At 39.1% G+C, this 16654-nt stretch carries 16 protein-coding genes; 7 read left to right on the top strand and 9 right to left on the bottom strand.

The window, feature by feature from the left end:
* Window positions 1-45: 45 nt before the first annotated feature.
* The gene (locus LCD32_RS01340) at window positions 46-1521 is read right to left on the bottom strand and encodes a catalase (protein ID WP_144684746.1); all 1476 of its coding nucleotides are present in this window, start codon (window positions 1519-1521) and stop codon (window positions 46-48) included.
* 160 nt (window positions 1522-1681) lie between these two features.
* A complete protein-coding gene (locus LCD32_RS01335) occupies window positions 1682-2113 on the bottom strand; it encodes an Rrf2 family transcriptional regulator (protein WP_224562588.1) in 432 nt (143 codons plus the stop codon).
* Between the two features lie 183 nt (window positions 2114-2296).
* On the opposite strand from LCD32_RS01335, the gene LCD32_RS01330 reads away from it, so the two are divergent.
* Together LCD32_RS01330 and LCD32_RS01325 are read left to right on the top strand one after the other, a co-directional pair.
* Window positions 2297-3496, top strand: coding sequence for a globin domain-containing protein (locus LCD32_RS01330; RefSeq protein ID WP_035392561.1), 1200 nt, complete (start codon window positions 2297-2299; stop codon window positions 3494-3496).
* A 67-nt stretch (window positions 3497-3563) separates the two neighbouring features.
* Window positions 3564-4988: a SpoVR family protein gene (locus LCD32_RS01325; RefSeq protein ID WP_374998525.1), complete on the top strand. Its 1425-nt coding sequence runs from the start codon at window positions 3564-3566 to the stop codon at window positions 4986-4988.
* 50 nt (window positions 4989-5038) lie between these two features.
* Here the strand turns inward: LCD32_RS01325 and LCD32_RS01320 are convergent, their stop codons facing one another.
* Complete coding sequence (locus LCD32_RS01320) at window positions 5039-6403, bottom strand: alkaline phosphatase (protein WP_035392556.1); 1365 nt, start codon at window positions 6401-6403, stop codon at window positions 5039-5041.
* 354 nt (window positions 6404-6757) lie between these two features.
* Here LCD32_RS01320 and LCD32_RS01315 point away from each other — a divergent pair, with 354 nt between their 5' ends.
* Both LCD32_RS01315 and LCD32_RS01310 read left to right on the top strand, forming a co-directional pair.
* Window positions 6758-7588, top strand: coding sequence for a C40 family peptidase (locus LCD32_RS01315; RefSeq protein WP_007497097.1), 831 nt, complete (start codon window positions 6758-6760; stop codon window positions 7586-7588).
* Window positions 7589-8044: 456 nt separating this feature from the next.
* Window positions 8045-9445: an amino acid permease gene (locus LCD32_RS01310; protein ID WP_008348986.1), complete on the top strand. Its 1401-nt coding sequence runs from the start codon at window positions 8045-8047 to the stop codon at window positions 9443-9445.
* A gap of 44 nt (window positions 9446-9489) precedes the next feature.
* Here LCD32_RS01310 and LCD32_RS01305 read toward each other — a convergent pair whose 3' ends face one another.
* Genes LCD32_RS01305 through LCD32_RS01295 form a run of 3 tightly spaced genes read right to left on the bottom strand, consistent with a single transcriptional unit; the run spans window position 9490 to window position 11310 of the window.
* Window positions 9490-9780 carry a hypothetical protein gene (locus LCD32_RS01305; RefSeq protein WP_008348984.1) on the bottom strand — a complete coding sequence of 97 codons (291 nt, stop codon included), beginning with the start codon at window positions 9778-9780 and terminating at the stop codon, window positions 9490-9492.
* The gene (locus tag LCD32_RS01300; RefSeq protein ID WP_017366923.1) at window positions 9768-10826 is read right to left on the bottom strand and encodes an anti-sigma factor; all 1059 of its coding nucleotides are present in this window, start codon (window positions 10824-10826) and stop codon (window positions 9768-9770) included. Before LCD32_RS01300 ends, LCD32_RS01305 begins: the two co-directional genes overlap by 13 nt.
* Window positions 10819-11310: a sigma-70 family RNA polymerase sigma factor gene (locus tag LCD32_RS01295; RefSeq protein WP_008348979.1), complete on the bottom strand. Its 492-nt coding sequence runs from the start codon at window positions 11308-11310 to the stop codon at window positions 10819-10821. The genes LCD32_RS01300 and LCD32_RS01295 overlap by 8 nt, the downstream gene beginning before the upstream one ends.
* Before the next feature lie 386 nt (window positions 11311-11696).
* Between LCD32_RS01295 and LCD32_RS01290 the strand changes: the two genes are divergently transcribed.
* Window positions 11697-12299: a lysophospholipid acyltransferase family protein gene (locus tag LCD32_RS01290; RefSeq protein ID WP_017360344.1), complete on the top strand. Its 603-nt coding sequence runs from the start codon at window positions 11697-11699 to the stop codon at window positions 12297-12299.
* Window positions 12300-12338: 39 nt separating this feature from the next.
* Here LCD32_RS01290 and LCD32_RS01285 read toward each other — a convergent pair whose 3' ends face one another.
* Window positions 12339-13670: a hemolysin family protein gene (locus tag LCD32_RS01285; RefSeq protein ID WP_007497105.1), complete on the bottom strand. Its 1332-nt coding sequence runs from the start codon at window positions 13668-13670 to the stop codon at window positions 12339-12341.
* 58 nt (window positions 13671-13728) lie between these two features.
* Window positions 13729-14169 carry a MerR family transcriptional regulator gene (locus LCD32_RS01280; protein ID WP_076821966.1) on the bottom strand — a complete coding sequence of 147 codons (441 nt, stop codon included), beginning with the start codon at window positions 14167-14169 and terminating at the stop codon, window positions 13729-13731.
* A 334-nt stretch (window positions 14170-14503) separates the two neighbouring features.
* On the opposite strand from LCD32_RS01280, the gene LCD32_RS01275 reads away from it, so the two are divergent.
* Together LCD32_RS01275 and LCD32_RS01270 are read left to right on the top strand one after the other, a co-directional pair.
* Window positions 14504-15886 carry a hemolysin family protein gene (locus LCD32_RS01275; RefSeq protein WP_076821964.1) on the top strand — a complete coding sequence of 461 codons (1383 nt, stop codon included), beginning with the start codon at window positions 14504-14506 and terminating at the stop codon, window positions 15884-15886.
* 89 nt (window positions 15887-15975) lie between these two features.
* Window positions 15976-16368 (top strand): hypothetical protein, encoded by a 393-nt coding sequence (locus LCD32_RS01270; protein ID WP_017360342.1) that lies wholly within the window; start codon window positions 15976-15978, stop codon window positions 16366-16368.
* Here the strand turns inward: LCD32_RS01270 and LCD32_RS19230 are convergent.
* Window positions 16365-16469, bottom strand: coding sequence for a hypothetical protein (locus LCD32_RS19230; protein ID WP_263485661.1), 105 nt, complete (start codon window positions 16467-16469; stop codon window positions 16365-16367). The genes LCD32_RS01270 and LCD32_RS19230 overlap by 4 nt on opposite strands.
* Window positions 16470-16654: the final 185 nt, after the last annotated feature.

The following is a 16654-nucleotide window of genomic DNA, read 5'->3' as shown; positions in this document are numbered from 1 at the left end:
AAAAGCACCTCTTTTAAAAAGAGGTGCTCCAGCTGAAAACAAGATCTATTTCATGCTTCCTTGAAGATATGAGCGAATATCCACACCGAGTGAATCCGCTAAACGCTGTCCGTAATCTTCATCTGCACGATAGAAGTTACAGATCGCAAGTAATTTCGTTTTTTCATTTACATCTTTCAAGTCAGCTGTCAGGTTTTTGATCAATGCTTGTTTCTCTTCTTCAGAGTAGCTTCGATATTTTTCTCCAGCTTGTTTGAAATCATTTGGTTTTTCAATTTTTTGTCTCACTATACGGTCACCATGAAGAACGGGTTCACTTTCTTTGTAGTGAGGGTTTTCTTTTGGCTGATCGTCATAACGGTTTGGTTCATAGTTAATATGACCGCTTGGACGAGTTGTTGTCATAAAGCCATCCTGTTGGTTATTGTGAACAGGCGCATAAGGACAGTTCACTGGGATGCGCATGTAGTTTGCACCTAGGCGGTGACGCTGCGTGTCAGGATAAGAGAACAGACGACCTTGAAGCAGTTTGTCTTCAGATGCTTCAATTCCTGGTACTAGGGCACTTGGCGTGAAAGCAGATTGCTCTGTTTCAGCAAAGAAATTTTCTGGATTGCGGTTCAGTGTCATGCGGCCCACTTTTTGCAGCGGATAATCTTCCTCGCTCCACGTCTTCGTCGGATCACATGGATCATAATCTAGTTCATCATAATCACTGAGCGGCATAAGCTGAACGTAAAGATCCCATGCTGGATAATTTCCTTTTTCAATACGATCATACAAGTCTCTTGTCGCATGCTGGAAGTCGTTTGCTTGAATTTCTGCAGCTTCTTCCATCGATAAATTGCGAATGCCTTCTGATGGTCTCCAGTGGTATTTCACATATTTCGTTTCTCCGTATTTGTTTACCCATCTAAACGTATGAACACCAGAACCGCGCATTTCAGCGTAGTTCGCAGGAATACCTTCGTCAGAGAAGAGCCATGTGAGCATGTGAGTGGATTCAGGTGTTAACGTCATAAAATCCCAATAACGGTCAGGATCTTGAATGTTGGTTACAGGATCTGGCTTGAGAGAGTGAACCATGTCAGGGAATTTGAGTGCATCACGAATGAAGAAGATCGGCAAGTTGTTCCCAACTAGATCATAGTTGCCTTCTTCTGTATAAAACTTGACAGCGAAGCCGCGAGGGTCACGTAATGTTTCAGGTGAACCTTTAGGGTGAATAACCGTTGAGAAACGGACAAAAACGTCTGTTTGTTTTCCTTCTTCACTTAAGAAGGCTGCTCTTGTATGTTTCTCCATGCTATTTTCTACTTCAAATACACCATAAGCGCCGGCGCCTCTTGCATGAACGACACGCTCTGGAATACGTTCACGGTCAAAGTGTGCAAGTTTTTCAATCAAATGGTAATCATCAAGAAATGAAGGCCCCCTGTGACCAGCAGTTCTAGAGTTTTGATTATCGCCAACTGGCACGCCTTGATTCGTTGTCAAATTTTTATGATTAGAATTTGTCATTCTTTTTCTCCTCCTGTAAACAAAAAATGGTTTCTAGCAATCTATATACCCTAATTATATTGAATCAAACATGATAGTCAATATTTATTTATAATAATTTTAAATAAATTATTATTACAAGGAGGTAAAGAAAAAGACGAAAGAAATAAATTCTTTCGCCTTAGAGCAGAAGCTCTCTTAGAGCATCTTTGTTTTGTGTTAAATCATTTAATGTGTATTGGTCAAGAACGCGTAAATAAGCAGTGAGTGCTTCATGAAGTACGTGTTTTAATGAACAAATCGGGGAGATAATACAGCTGTTTTTCTTCGGATCAAAGCATTCAACCATGACTAAATCATCCTCTGTATAGCGGACAACCTCACCAATATTAATGCTTTCTGGGCTTATCCCCAGCCTAATCCCACCATTTCTTCCGCGGATCGTTTCTACATAACCACGTTTTCCAAGATGGTAAATGACCTTTGTCAGGTGATTTTTCGAAATGCCATAAATATCGGCAATCTGCTGAATATTTGACAGTTCATTGTTTTCTCTCGAAGCTAAATAAATGAGTACCCTTAATGAGAAATCTGTATAATTCGTAAGTTTCATTTGGACGACCTCTAAACCTAATAGAGTTTTGTATCATCGTAACACATTTTAGACAAAAACTGTTCGAGAAAGTACTAAATGTGACAACATTTAAAACATGCATTTTAAATATTGCTTTTATAAGCTGTCATCCATTACGATAAAGATGTATTTAAAATACATCTTTTGAAAGAAGGAATAACGATGTTATCCACAGATCAAATGAATGCCATTAAACAATCAGCCCCTCTTCTAAAAGCTGAGGGAACAAAACTTGTGACAGTTTTTTATCAAAATATGATCAGACAGCATCCAGAGCTACTCAATCAGTTTAATAAAACAAATCTCATGAATGGAAGCCAGCCAGAGGCGCTTGCCGCAACACTCTATCAAGCTGCACTGCACATTGATCGCTTGGCAGACTTGTTACCTACTGTGAAACAAATTGCCCATAAGCATGTCAGTGTCATGGTGAAAAAAGAGCAGTACCCAATCGTCGGATATCACCTTCTTGAAGCAATGAAAGAGGTATTTGGGTTATCAGAGGAAGATGACACATTGTTGGCTTGGAAGGCTGCATATGACATCATTGCGAATATATTCATCACCATTGAGGCAGAAATGATGGCTGAAAATGTGAAACAAACGGGTGGATGGGCAGATGTCAAACCGTTTATTCTGAAGAAAAAGAAACAAGAATCTCCATCACTCATTTCCTTTTATTTCGTACCAGAGGATGAATCTGAGCTACCAATGTATGAAGCTGGTCAATACATTACGGTGCAGGTAGATATGCCGGGTGAAGCCTATGTATGCAGCAGACAATACAGTTTATCAGATCAATATCACCCATCTTACTATCGCATCACCGTGAAACGAGATGGGCATGTCTCCACATTCCTGCATGATGAAATGAGAGAAGGCGATATTCTTCACGTGAGTATGCCGCAGGGAATGTTCTGCTTGCAAGATGACACAAAAGAACCCGTTTATTTGATTAGTGCCGGTTCTGGTGTCACACCAATGATTGGTTTAGTGAAAACAGCGTCGCATAACAATCAGCCATTCACGATGATTCATGCAGACAGACTAGAGGATGTAACCGCTTTCGAACAAGAGTTTGAACACGTTCTCACTTCATCTCCAGAGGGGCGTATTATCCTTTGTAACGAACAATTTGAAAAGAGTGGAAAGAGTGATCTGGTTGAGAAGGTGGCTACGCGGATTGACCGACCTTTCCTTCAATCAGTGATTGGTGAAGGAAAAGGCCAATTTTATGTTTGCGGTTCTCCAGCATTTACTCAAGAGATGATCCTTATTCTAAAAGCGATGGACATCCCAGAAGAGAATATCCATTTTGAAGCGTTCGGCGGGCAGTCCATGAAAGAGATGGAAGTCGTCTAAACAACTGGCTGAACATCATGTTTTTTTAGGTACGCTCATATAGTAGGGATAAGTCCGATGAGGAGGGATGGTTTCCTTGAGCGTATCTGAAAAGCGTCTTTTACAACGAGCCATTGATGAAATTACAGAAATTGCAGAAGGATTTGGTCTGGATTTTTATCCGATGAGGTATGAAATCTGTCCCGCGGAGATTATTTATACATTCGGTGCATATGGCATGCCAACACGATTTAGCCACTGGAGCTTTGGAAAGCAATTTCACAAAATGAAGCTTCATTATGATTTAGGATTAAGCAAAATTTATGAGCTGGTGATTAATTCAAATCCTTGCTATGCCTTTCTCCTTGATAACAATTCGCTTGTTCAAAATAAACTAATTGTGGCTCATGTCTTGGCACACTGCGATTTCTTTAAAAACAACTGCCGTTTCCAAAACACAAAACGAGATATGGTGGAAAGTATGTCAGCGGCAGCAGAGCGAATTAAAGAATATGAACATATCCACGGTACAAAAGAAGTCGAGTCCTTTTTAGATGCTGTATTGGCATTGCAGGAGCATATTGATCCGTCGCTTGTTCGTTCAAAATTAAGCTGGAATCTCGACGATGAAGATGAATATGAAGAGGACAAACCAAAACGTCAAACGCCATATGATGATTTGTGGGGAATGGATGAACCGAAAACACGTGAGAAAAAGAAAACGATCAAGCAATTCCCCCCAAATCCAGAAAAAGATATTTTGCTCTTTATCGAGGCACACTCCCGGGAGCTAGAGCCTTGGCAGCGGGATGTGCTGACGATGCTGAGAGAGGAAATGCTCTATTTTTGGCCACAGCTAGAAACGAAAATCATGAATGAAGGCTGGGCATCGTATTGGCACCAGCGGATTATGCGTGAACTTGATTTAGATTCAAGTGAATCGATTGAATTTGCAAAATTAAATGCAGGTGTCGTGCAGCCATCTAAGACAGGAATCAATCCTTACTATTTAGGGCTGAAGATTTTTGAAGATATTGAAGAGCGCTACGATCATCCATGCGAGGAATTAAAAAAAGCAGGAGTGACGGAAGGGTCCGGTCGCAGCAAAATGTTTGAAGTGCGAGAAATTGAATCAGACATTTCTTTTATTCGAAATTACTTAACGAAAGACCTTGTGATGAGGGAAGATTTGTACTTGTTTCAAAAGCAGGGGAGAGACTATAAAGTCATTGATAAAGAATGGAAGGCAGTCCGTGATCAGCTAGTCAGCATGAGGGTCAATGGCGGCTTTCCGTATTTGACAGTCATTGATGGCGACTATTTAAAAAACAACGAACTCTATATTAAACATTGGTATGAAGGCATTGAGCTTGATCTCAAATACTTAGAAAAGGTGCTTCCATATTTGTATCAGCTATGGGGAAGAAGTGTGCACATCGAGTCAGTTCTTGAAGGAAAAGAAGTGATGTTTTCATACGATGGAAAAGGGGTTCATAGGAAGTATCTCACTTAATGATCAAAAAAGATGTCTACGACTAGACATCTTTTTTTGTGATTAGCACTTTATTGGTTTTTCAGCAGTTTGAAAATGTGTTTCGCTTGATCTGTATTTTCCATAAGCCCTTTTAGCTGCTCACTTGTTGGTCCATAAGCATAAAATGGTACTTCATCCCCTGTATGACCCGATGTGGTCCAGCCTGTATGAGACCTCGTATTGATGACTTTTTCGATGGCATCATCGATTTGAACAGGATCTTTTGTTTCAGCCGCCTTTTGAATAGAGGCGATTTCCTCTTTTGTGAAATCAAGGTCGATGTATTGTTGAAGCGCAGTCTCGACCGTCATACCCCCTACAATTTTGTTTGCAATGAAATCAGGTGTCTTTTTTGCTGCTTTGACAGGCTGATAATCCCAGCTGCCCGAGCCGTCTGCTCCGAAGGAAAGGCCGCCAGTTGAATGATCTGCGGTCGTGATGACTAATGTGTTTTTATCCTTTTTTGCGAAACGAATGGCTTCTTCAAATGCTTTTTCAAAATCCTTCATCTCACTCATCGCACTGACAATATCGTGGTCATGTCCAGCCCAGTCAATTTGACTGCCTTCAACCATGAGGAAAAATCCTTTTTTGTTTTTAGACAGCTGTTTGATGGCTGAGGATGTCATGTCTTGCAAGGAAGGGGTCGTTTTATCACGATCAATTGCTTTATCGAGACCACCGTCAGCAAAAATGCCTAACAATTTTTGCTGTTTGTTTTTTTGTAAGTCAGCTTTATTGGTTACGTAACGATAGCCTGCTTTTTGAAATTCTTTCGTCAAATCACGATCTTTGCGGACAAAATCGATCAGTCCTCCGCCAAGCATGACATCGACTGTATGCTGTTTGCCAATTTTCTCATCGAAGAAATCATCAGCAATGGCTGCTGTGTTTTTTCTAGACACATCGTGGGCGGCATACGCAGCAGGTGTCGCATTGGTTAATTCAGATGTGACGACGAGACCAGTAGACTTTCCTTTGCGTTTTGCTTCTTCTAATACTGTTTTTAGTTTTTTGCCATTTTTGTTTACACCAATGGCGTTGTTGTATGTCTTTTGACCAGTTGCCATGGCTGTACCAGCTGCTGCTGAATCAGTAATGTTACTTTTAGAATCATCAGGGTATGTTTTATGCATGCCAGTGAGGTAAGGGTCAAACGCTGTTTGCTTGGAAAGATCACCGTTGTGTTTAAATGAGCGGTAAGTTGAAAGGTAAGGTGTTCCCATGCCATCTCCAATGAGCACGATCACATTTTGTACGTCATTTTTTGGTTTCTTTTTAGCCTCAGCTTTGTCAGCCTGTCCAAATTCAATTCCTGAAAAAATACCAATCGATAACACAGATGCGGCTGCGATTGCAGCTATTTTCGTTTTCGAGCTTTTCAACACACTCATTCATTTTGCCTCCTCATTGTTTATGTATCGCTCTCACGTTTACAATGGTAGAGCAGAAGTGTGGATTCCAAATGACAGCACCGTAAAGTTCACTTTAAAATTGTAAAGGTCCACTTTACATAGAATGAACCAAAAAGAGAAATGAATGTATGATTTATCTATGACAAGATGCATTTGTTTTGTCATGATTGTGTAATAAAAATGAAATAAAAAGAACCCTAAAAAAAAATAATTTTTGCCGAATTAATAAGCATAATGTCGTAGGAAGTCAAGACTATTTCTTCTGGTATTCGATCCTTATAATAGAAAGTAGATAAAAATTCGGATCACGATAGATACATACAGGAGGAACAAATGAAAAAACAATTGATCACAGCTGCAAGTGCAGTTCTACTTGGGACGACATTATTTGCCGGAGCTGCCTCAGCACAATCAGTAAAGGTTCAAAAAGGTGACTCTCTTTCTGTTCTAGCGAAAAAATACAAAACAACCGTGAGTAAGATTAAATCAGACAATAAGTTGAAATCTAACACGATTTATGTTGGACAAACCTTAAAAGTGAATGGTACTTCTTCAAAAAAGGTAACGAAAACATCAAAAACAACAACAAAAGTAAAAGCGTCTTCAACGACAGCCACTCATAAAGTTGTCAAAGGAGATACTTTATCTAAAATCGGCAAAAAATATGGAATGACAGTGAAAGAGCTGAAATCGTTAAATAAACTCAAAACAGATCTGATTAAAATTGGACAAAAGCTGAAAGTGAAAAAGACGTCCAAAGTGAAACCAACACCTGTCAAAGAAAAAACAGTTGCTACTTCTTCTTTAAACACGTCTAAACTCGTAGCAGATGCGAAAGCACAAAACGGTACACCATATAAATGGGGTGGAACGACACCGAAAGGCTTTGATTGCAGCGGTTTTATGTGGTATATCATTAACAAACAAACAAAGATTTCAAGACAAACAACTGAAGGTTTTTGGGGATCAATGAAAAGCGTCTCAACACCTAAAGTTGGAGATTTTGTCTTCTTTACAACCTATAAATCTGGCCCATCTCACATGGGTGTCTACCTTGGGAACAACAAGTTTATCCACGCTGCTTCTGATGGTGTGACAATCAGCGATATGACTTCAAGCTATTGGAAGCCAATTTACCTTGGCGCAAAGACATTTGTAAACTAATAATGGATCTTAAGAGACTGCTTACTAGGCAGTCTTTTTTTTTGTATATCGTTTGCGCAGCTCAATCAGTCCTTTATCATAGCTCTCTATGAGTCTAAAGGCTTTTAAATAAGCAAAAGTGAAGACAAGTTATCAAAAGAATAATTTTATTTTCACTTTATAAAAATTATATCAAAAAAGTATAATTTTGTATTTTGTATAATAAATAGAAGAAGCCAAGCTATGATTTGAATAAAGATTGAAGAAAATCTACCCTGATGATTGACAAATATTTTGTTGATAAATAAGAATTTTCACTCTATTTTGAAAAAAAGTGTTTTCATTTTTTAATTTTCATATATAATAATTTTACGCCACTAATTTATTGCGCTAAATTAAATCTAAATATTCAGAAAATAAAGTGAATTACGAAGTGGTGGCGTCTTTAGACGGATACTAAGTTTTGGGAGTGATGGTATGAGCAATTCGTTGTTTAGAAAGAAGAGCATTTCAGAGCTAATTGCGGCAACACAAGGGGAAAAAGCGTTAAGAAAGGAATTAGGTTCATTTGACTTAACGATGCTTGGTATTGGAGCGATTATCGGTACAGGGATATTTGTACTGACAGGTACAGGCGCCGTCACAGCAGGACCAGGACTTGTTTTATCATTTGTGATTGCAGGTCTTGCATGTTTATTTGCGGCATTGTCATATGCGGAATTCGCTTCCACAGTGCCAGTATCAGGATCTGTTTATACATTTACGTACGCATCTATGGGAGAATTTTTAGCGTTTATCATTGGCTGGGATTTGATATTAGAATATATGCTAGCCGCTAGTGCCGTTTCAGCAGGCTGGTCAGGCTACTTTGTGTCGTTTTTAAATGGGATAGGGATTCATATACCGGTTGAATTAACAGCAGCACCAGGTGGTTTAAAGGGTCAAGTGACATATTTTAATCTTCCTGCATTTATTATTTTAATGATCATCACCTTCTTGCTGTACTTCGGTATTAAAGAATCAAAACGAGTCAACAACATTATGGTCATTATGAAAATTGCGGTGATTCTGCTCTTTATTTTAGTCGCTGTGAAATATGTAAAACCTGAAAACTGGACACCATTCGTTCCTTTTGGAACTTCAGGCGTGTTAAGTGCAGCAGCTCTCGTATTCTTTGCATTTATCGGATTTGATGCAGTTGCTTCTGCGGCAGAGGAAACAAAAAATCCATCCCGCAACTTGCCAAGAGGAATCATCACTTCCTTATTGATTTGTACCGTGTTGTATGTGGTAGTCAGTGCGATCATGACAGGCATTGTTCCATTTATGAACTTTGAGGGAGTATCCCATCCAGTGTCTCTTGTTTTACAAGTAGCCGGTCAAAATTGGGTGGCGGGTATTGTAGATGTTGGGGCGATTTTAGGGATGACCACGGTCATGCTTGTCATGCTGTACGGCCAAACACGTGTCATGTTTGCCATGTCTCGTGATGGCTTGGTACCAAAGGTTCTTTCAAAGGTTCATCCAAAACATAAAACACCTTATATCAATACTCTTTTCTTTGGAACATTGTCAGCATTAATGGGTGGATTCATTCCGCTTGATGAGCTGGCAAGTCTAGTGAACATCGGAACACTTTCAGCTTTCATTTTGATTTCAGTTGCTGTCATTGTCATGAGAAAAACACAGCCTGATTTACCGAGAGCATTCAGATGCCCCGCAGTGCCGCTCATTCCAATCTTGGCTATTCTATCTTGCGGACTGCTCATTTATAAGCTTGGCACCATCACATTTGTTCGTTTCTTAATCTGGCTTGCCATTGGGCTTGTTGTCTATTTCTTATATTCAAGAAAGCACTCCGAATTAAACAAAAAATAAGAGTGTACAGAAAAAGCCAGTCAAGTATGACTGGCTTTTTAGTATTAAAAACCTAATTGAAGATCGACATCAATGGAGACGATCGCATAGACACAAACGATGACAAAAATATTCAGAACGACGCCTAGGAAACCTGGTCCAGTGCGGCCTTTTTTAATGAACAGTTCAATCACACCGAATGGAACTGCGGCCATTGCAAAAGGAAGCATTTGAAACGAATAAAATGTCACATTGCTGATAATGGCGAGGTTCAGCATGAGCAGCGATAAAATAGCGGTGCCGACCGAAATCCAGCCAAACACATTATGCTCTTTAAAAATTCTTACCAATTCCATAATTCCACCTCGCTCACTTTGGCCGTTTTAATGCGTTTTGTCTTCACAAATTTCTCTATTTCTTTAGAAGGACCTGTGACAACAGAACCGTAAACCGTGACACCATTTTGATTGATGTAGCGTATTCGGTTAGAGAGGTCAAGTTCAGGTCTGCCAGAGATCGTTTTTGCCCAGGATGGATGCTGGTTGACATAGGCGAGGGCATCTTTGAACTGATCAACCTCTGTTTTTGATGTGTGCTGAAGCTCTTTTAAAAATTCAGAGTCTTTCCCGGGAAAACCGATTGGACGCTGATTTCCACTTAATGAATCTTCTGTTTTTATCGCATTCCAAAGCACTTTCATATCATATTTTTTAGAAAATGAATACACGTCTTTCGGTGTGTATGCTTTGTCATAGGATACATACACTTCACTCACTGTTCCTTCAGGTAGCTTGTCTAGAGTAGTGAGTGTTTGTTTTTTTGATGTATCTGCCTGAGACGAAGGGTGCGTAAAGAAATCCTCCGTATTACGTGCGCTGTCGCCATAATAAGAGATCGTAGGCTGCTTTAATTTATCGAAAAACATTTCGATTTGTTCACTGCCGATGGCTTCTGTTTTATTGCCAATTTGTTTTTGTAGCTTAAGTTCTGTGTTCATACCAAATAGTTTGACTTGCCCTTTTAAATCCTTCATATCAATGGCGACATTCGGTTTTGTTAGGGCGACTGTTACAGCGGCCGTTTCCATAAAATGATTGCCTTTACTGTCTGCTCCGCCAACGCCGTAGTATAGATAACTACCTAGTGTACAAAGCGGTAAAATAATCAGCGTAGATATGACAGCAAGCACAGAAATACGTAAATAGGACTTTCTTTTTCCGTATTGTAAAATGGCTTTTTGTTTTTCAGGACTGATGGAGAAGTCTGTCCAATCTGAGTCATTCAGTTCTTGGCTTAAGCGTTTTTCATTTTCTTCGAGCTCTTCTTCAAACGCCATCATTTCTTCTTCATTCATCTCGCCATTATTATACTGTTCCCATCGCTTATTAAACTCTTCATTCATCATTAACACCTCTGTTATATAGTGCTTTTAGGCGCTGCCTTGCACGAAATAAAACACTTTTAAAATTTGCTTCAGTAATATTCATGACCTTGGATGCTTCTTTGTAATTCAGTTCTTTTAAATAATACAATGTCAACGCTTCCTTGTAGTTATCTGGAAGCTGCTCCAAATACATGTTGAGGACTTCTTTTATTTCAATCTGTTCAGCAGGACTTTGTACAGACGTTTGTAAAAGGCCGCCAATGAGATCATCCGATATGGTCACTTCTTTTTTATGTTTCCTGACATAATCAATAAAAGCATTTCGTGCCACCTGAAATAACCAAGGTTTCACTTTGCTATGGTCGTAGGAATGAATATGTATATAAGCACGCATAAAGGTTTCCTGCAATAAGTCCTCTGCCAAATGTTTGTCTTTTGTCATGGAGAGCAGAAACCTGTAAACATCGTTCATATACATTTGATAAATTTCATCGATCGTCACTGATTTTTCTCCCCTCTATGTTATACACGCATAAGAAAGGCATAAAGTTGCACGAAACTTCTCATAGGCCGTACATTACTCATCTCTTTCACCGAATCAAAATCATTTCTCCTTATCATAGCGAAATTTGCATCATTTATAAAGTGTTTTCAATAGAACAAATCAGGAAAAAAACTCAAAAAACGACAATTTTGGACACATTTCTTCCTCTATTCTCTCCTAAAAACACATACTTGAATACAGAAGGAGCGGTCATCTTAAGTGAAAAGATAATTTTAGTGAACCGTCTCTATTTTATCAGCAGGAGAAAATTTTTAGTACCAGGTAATAAAAAATTTGTTATAATAGAAACAAATCCTTCATTCTTCAAACAAAGGAAGTGCACTATGTATAAATTTTCAGGCTATACCGTCAAAGCATTTTTTGCTCTCCGAGGCGGAATCAAAGTATATCAAAAAGAGAATCTGCCAACAGACCGGGGGTTTGTCATTGCTTGTACGCATGAGGGTTTTGTGGATGTTCTTGCATTAGGCGCAGGAATTCTTCCGTTTGAGATCCACTACATGGCGAAAAAAGAATTGTTTGCAAATAAATGGATCGGCGGATTTTTAAAGAAGATTCATGCTTTTCCTGTTGATCGAGAGAATCCTGGGCCAAGCAGTATTAAAACGCCCATTAAATTATTAAAAGAGGGGAAAATCGTTGGGATTTTTCCAAGCGGAACACGTACAACAGAAGATGTTCCTTTAAAAAGAGGGGCCGTTACGATTGCGCAGCTCGGCAAATCACCAATCGTTCCAGCAGCGTACAAAGGACCTTCTAATGCAAAAAGCCTTTTTAAGAAGGGAAAAATGCGCTTAATCATTGGTGAACCGATTGAGCTGTCTGAATTTGATCATCTGCCGCCAAAAGAAAGATTAGGTGCGATGACAGAAGTATTAAACACAAGAATCAAAGAACTTGAAGCTAAGTTAATCGAAAAGGGATAAAGAAAACGACCACTTGCTAAGGCAAGGGTCGTTTTTTTCTTAAGAAGCGCCTTCTTCAGCTGCTTCTAATAGTTGTTCGTTTAGTTTTTTGACTTCGATGTATGCCACATGGTGTCCATCGACTTCATTAATGATAAATTCATAGCCTTGTTCACGAATCGCGTCATTTTTCTCGACTTCATATTTTTGTGTAAGGAACCAGCCGCCGATTGTGTCGACTTCTTCGTTATCAAGCTGAATACCTAGTAGCAGGTTAACTTGATCTACAAGGACCTTTCCATCAAAGATATAGTGGTCTTCTCCCAGTTTACGCACTTCGTTGATTTCATCAATATCGAATTCATCACGAATCTCACCGACGATTTCTTCAAGGATGTCTTCAACTGTTACAAGTCCTGCTGTACCGCCATATTCATCTGATAAAATGGCCATGTGTACACGCTCACGCTGCATTTTAAGCAGTAGATCATGAACAGGAACTGTTTCAATTACATGAATAATCGGGTTTACAAAATGTTCGATCGTATCACTTGTGGAACATTCACCACTAATACATGCAGTGAGTACTTCTTTAATATTCACAACACCGATAATGTTGTCTTTATCGCCATCTTCAATTGGATAACGTGTATATTTCTCGACTTTAGTCACTTTCAGCATTTCCTCAATGGTAATATCATGAGGGAAGCTGACAACTTCGGTACGAGGAATCATAATTTCTTTCGCCAGACGGTCATCAAATTCAAAAATTTTATTCACATATTTGAATTCAGACTGGTTAATCTCGCCGCTCTTATAGCTCTCAGATAAAATAATCCGCAATTCTTCTTCAGAGTGCGCCATGTCATGCTCAGAAACTTGTTGAAGACCAAATGCTTTTGTTAACAAACGAGCAGATCCATTTAATACCCAGATAAAAGGGAACATCACTTTGTAAAAAATCATAAGCGGTCTAGCAAATAGAAGGGACACTTGCTCAGCCTTTTGAATGGCGAGTGTTTTTGGTGCAAGCTCTCCAACCACGACGTGTAAAAACGTCATAATACTAAACGCAATAATAAAAGTGACAATATGACTGGCTGATTGAGGAATCGACAGCTCTACAAATAGTGGAGCAAGCATGTGCGCAATTGTTTCTTCCCCTAACCAACCAATCCCAAGGGCGGTAATGGTGATACCAAGCTGACAGGCCGATAAGTACTCATCAAGATGAGTGGTGACGTGCTTGACAGCAACTGCTGTTTTATTACCTTCTGCAATTAATTGATCAATTCTTGAGCTTCTTAAGCGAATGATCGCAAACTCCGATGCAACGAAAAACGCGGTTAAAGCTATAAGTAAAGCAACTATGAGTAAATTCACTATGTCCAATTAAGGCCTTCGTTCTGACTTTGAGAACGAAGGTAACACCTCCTGTTTAGTAAAAATTTTAACTTAACAGCAGTAAAAATGATTGGACAGCCGTCATTTTTTCAGGAGTAAGCTGCTCTTTTAGTTTTTCACGTTGTTCTGGCTGAAGCTGCTTACAACGTGCCAAAATGCGGTCCATATGCTCATTCATCCGATCGATATCAGAGGTTAAATGGACAAGTTCGTCATGTTCTTCCTTTTGAGAAGGGAATTGTTCATCTAATCTGGATTTGATGTCAGAAAGAGCCAATCTCTGCTGTTTGCAAAGAACGATTAATTGTAATCGTTTTAAAGCATGTTCATCGTAATAACGATAATTAGAGCAAGATCTAACAGGCGCAAGCAACCCTAGATTCGTATAATAATCTACAGTTCGTTTCGTCACCTGTGCAATCTGTGCTAGTTCACCAATACGATACTTTTTCTCAGCCCCATCTGAACATCTCCTCCTAACCGTCACGTTATAGTTTATGAAAATAGTTTAATATAATTCGAGTCTGAAATACAAGATAATTGTTCAGATTTCCTGCCAATATGAAGAAATAAAGGGCATTTCCATCAATTTAGGTGTCATCTCTAAAATACTGTAGCGATACAGGAATTTTCAGATTATTTATGGTAAGATAAAATGAATACCGTTTCATATATATGTAGAGAGACGGATTTTACGTGAACCGGAGGTGGTTAAGTGGGGCCCTCAAAGTAGTCTTATTTAATCAGTTAACCGTTTTGCAAAAGACAACATCATCAATCAGGAGGTGACTCCTTGTTCTTCTAAGAAAGAGCAAGGTTAAATGGACGATATTGTTAATCTGAGTATAGTCGGAGTTTTGATTGCTTTAACAGCTTTCTTTGTTGCATCTGAATTTGCCATTGTAAAGGTGAGAAGTTCAAGAATTAATCAGCTTGTTGCCGAAGGGTCCAAAAAGGCTATCATGGCGAAAAAGGTGACATCAAGGCTAGATGAATATTTGTCAGCCTGCCAGCTCGGTATTACAGTGACATCCCTTGGTTTAGGGTGGATCGGTAAACCGGCAGTAAAAGAACTTTTAGTTCGAGGTTTTGGTTTGACAAACATTCCTGATTCAGCAATCAGCCTGATCTCAGCAACACTTGCGTTCTCTATTATTACCTTTTTGCATGTAGTTGTTGGCGAGCTTGCACCAAAAACACTTGCCATACAAAAGGCAGAAAAAATGACGCTTTGGCTGTCAGGACCGCTGCATGCATTTTATATCCTTATGTACCCTTTCATTTATGTCTTGAACGGGTCAGCCCGTGTACTAACGAAAATGATGGGTATCGATATGGGGTCTGAAAAAGAACATTCCCATTCCGAAGAGGAATTAAAGATTTTATTATCTGAAAGCTTAAAAAATGGGGAAATCAACTCATCAGAGTATAATTATATGAACAAGATATTCGATTTTGATAATCGAATCGCAAGAGAAATTATGATACCGCGAAGAGAAATTTGTGCGATTCCAGAAGATATGCCGTTAGACGAAATATTGGCGATCATGACAAAGGAAAAGTACACACGCTTCCCAGTGTTTTCAGGGGATAAAGACCATGTCATTGGCATGCTCAACAAAAAGCAGCTCTTTGCAGATATTGTGTACCAAGGAGAAAAAGATCAACTGAAGCTTCAAGATTATATTTATCCAGTGATTGAAGTGATTGACACGATTCCAATTCAAGAGCTTCTCGTCAAGATGCAGCGCGATCGAATGCATATGGCGATTTTAACGGATGAATATGGCGGGACATCTGGACTTGTCACAACGGAGGATATTTTAGAAGAGATTGTTGGAGACATTCGAGATGAATTCGATGAAGATGAGCAGCCGGTCATTCAAAAGAGAGCGGAGCATCATTATATATTAGATGGAAAAGTGAGATTAGAGGAAGTTCAAGATTTGATCGAAATGTCATATCATGATGAAGAAATTGATACGATAGGCGGGCTAATCTTAAATGAGAACATTGATATCCGAGAAGGACAATCCATTTATCTTGATGATATTCGGATGAAGGTCTTGGAGATGGATGGACGCTATGTGAAAAAGATCGACCTGAAAAAAGGCGTCACATCATCAGTAAAAGAAAATACACGAACAGGGCTTGATATAAAAGAGCCACTGTTAGTAAATGAAATGACCTTGAGCGAAAAATAAGCTCAAGGTTTTTTTAGGTATTTAGCCTCTTTTTTGAGAATGTATGTTCGTATATAATAAGAACAAACGTTCGTAAAAGGGGGATGGACATGCTCTGGTATGAAACAGCAAGTATCACGGAGAAAAAAACCTCAATGAAACGTATTGAGTTTCATTTAAAAAATTTCAAGAACTATCAAGCGGCCATTTTAAATATTGAAAGACAGCTTGAAAAGCGAAGTTCTCTCCAACATCATCATATGGCACGTCAAAAATTAGAAGAGCAGAAAAGTCAGTATGAACTGATTGTTGCTTGTATTGAAACGGCTTTAAAAGAATTGGATGAAATAGAGCAGCAGCTCATTGATTATAAGTATTTTCGAGATTGGCGCATGGCAAAATGTGCAATCGAAATCGGCTATAGTGAGAAGACACTATTTTTAATGAAGCGCCAGCTGATGGATCAACTGCTCATCAGCCTAGCTGCCATCACAGATATTTAAAACAGAAGTTGTCCTATTTGATAAAACGCCGCAAAAAGGCATAAAGAGCCGATAATTGTCACAAGTAAATAGGCAGCAAGCTTTCCTATTTGACGCTGCATCAGCATCGTCGCAGATTCTACACTAAACGTAGAGAATGTGGTAAAGCCGCCAAAAAAAACCGGTTCCTATGATCACTAGCAGTGGATGATTGGACGTTAAAGCTCCTGTGAGAAAACCCAAACCGGCTGCACCTAATAAATTAATGAAAATAATACTGTACGGGAAAAGGGCATGGGATGGAGTT

It is taken from the genome of Bacillus sp. RSS_NA_20 (assembly GCF_020165915.1).
Classification (GTDB): domain Bacteria; phylum Bacillota; class Bacilli; order Bacillales; family Bacillaceae; genus Bacillus; species Bacillus altitudinis.
Note: the sequence above shows the minus strand (reverse complement) of the source record. Positions and strands in the feature narration are given on the sequence as shown.

What these genes read in the sequence shown, in the direction of transcription:
- LCD32_RS01340 (WP_144684746.1), bottom strand. Translation starts at nt 1,521, where the DNA reads ATGACAAATTCTAATCATAAAAATTTGACAACGAATCAAGGCGTGCCA.
- LCD32_RS01335 (WP_224562588.1), bottom strand. Translation starts at nt 2,113, where the DNA reads ATGAAACTTACGAATTATACAGATTTCTCATTAAGGGTACTCATTTAT.
- LCD32_RS01330 (WP_035392561.1), top strand. Translation starts at nt 2,297, where the DNA reads ATGTTATCCACAGATCAAATGAATGCCATTAAACAATCAGCCCCTCTT.
- LCD32_RS01325 (WP_374998525.1), top strand. Translation starts at nt 3,564, where the DNA reads ATGGTTTCCTTGAGCGTATCTGAAAAGCGTCTTTTACAACGAGCCATT.
- LCD32_RS01320 (WP_035392556.1), bottom strand. Translation starts at nt 6,403, where the DNA reads ATGAGTGTGTTGAAAAGCTCGAAAACGAAAATAGCTGCAATCGCAGCC.
- LCD32_RS01315 (WP_007497097.1), top strand. Translation starts at nt 6,758, where the DNA reads ATGAAAAAACAATTGATCACAGCTGCAAGTGCAGTTCTACTTGGGACG.
- LCD32_RS01310 (WP_008348986.1), top strand. Translation starts at nt 8,045, where the DNA reads ATGAGCAATTCGTTGTTTAGAAAGAAGAGCATTTCAGAGCTAATTGCG.
- LCD32_RS01305 (WP_008348984.1), bottom strand. Translation starts at nt 9,780, where the DNA reads ATGGAATTGGTAAGAATTTTTAAAGAGCATAATGTGTTTGGCTGGATT.
- LCD32_RS01300 (WP_017366923.1), bottom strand. Translation starts at nt 10,826, where the DNA reads ATGAATGAAGAGTTTAATAAGCGATGGGAACAGTATAATAATGGCGAG.
- LCD32_RS01290 (WP_017360344.1), top strand. Translation starts at nt 11,697, where the DNA reads ATGTATAAATTTTCAGGCTATACCGTCAAAGCATTTTTTGCTCTCCGA.
- LCD32_RS01275 (WP_076821964.1), top strand. Translation starts at nt 14,504, where the DNA reads ATGGACGATATTGTTAATCTGAGTATAGTCGGAGTTTTGATTGCTTTA.
- LCD32_RS01270 (WP_017360342.1), top strand. Translation starts at nt 15,976, where the DNA reads ATGCTCTGGTATGAAACAGCAAGTATCACGGAGAAAAAAACCTCAATG.
- LCD32_RS19230 (WP_263485661.1), bottom strand. Translation starts at nt 16,469, where the DNA reads ATGCAGCGTCAAATAGGAAAGCTTGCTGCCTATTTACTTGTGACAATT.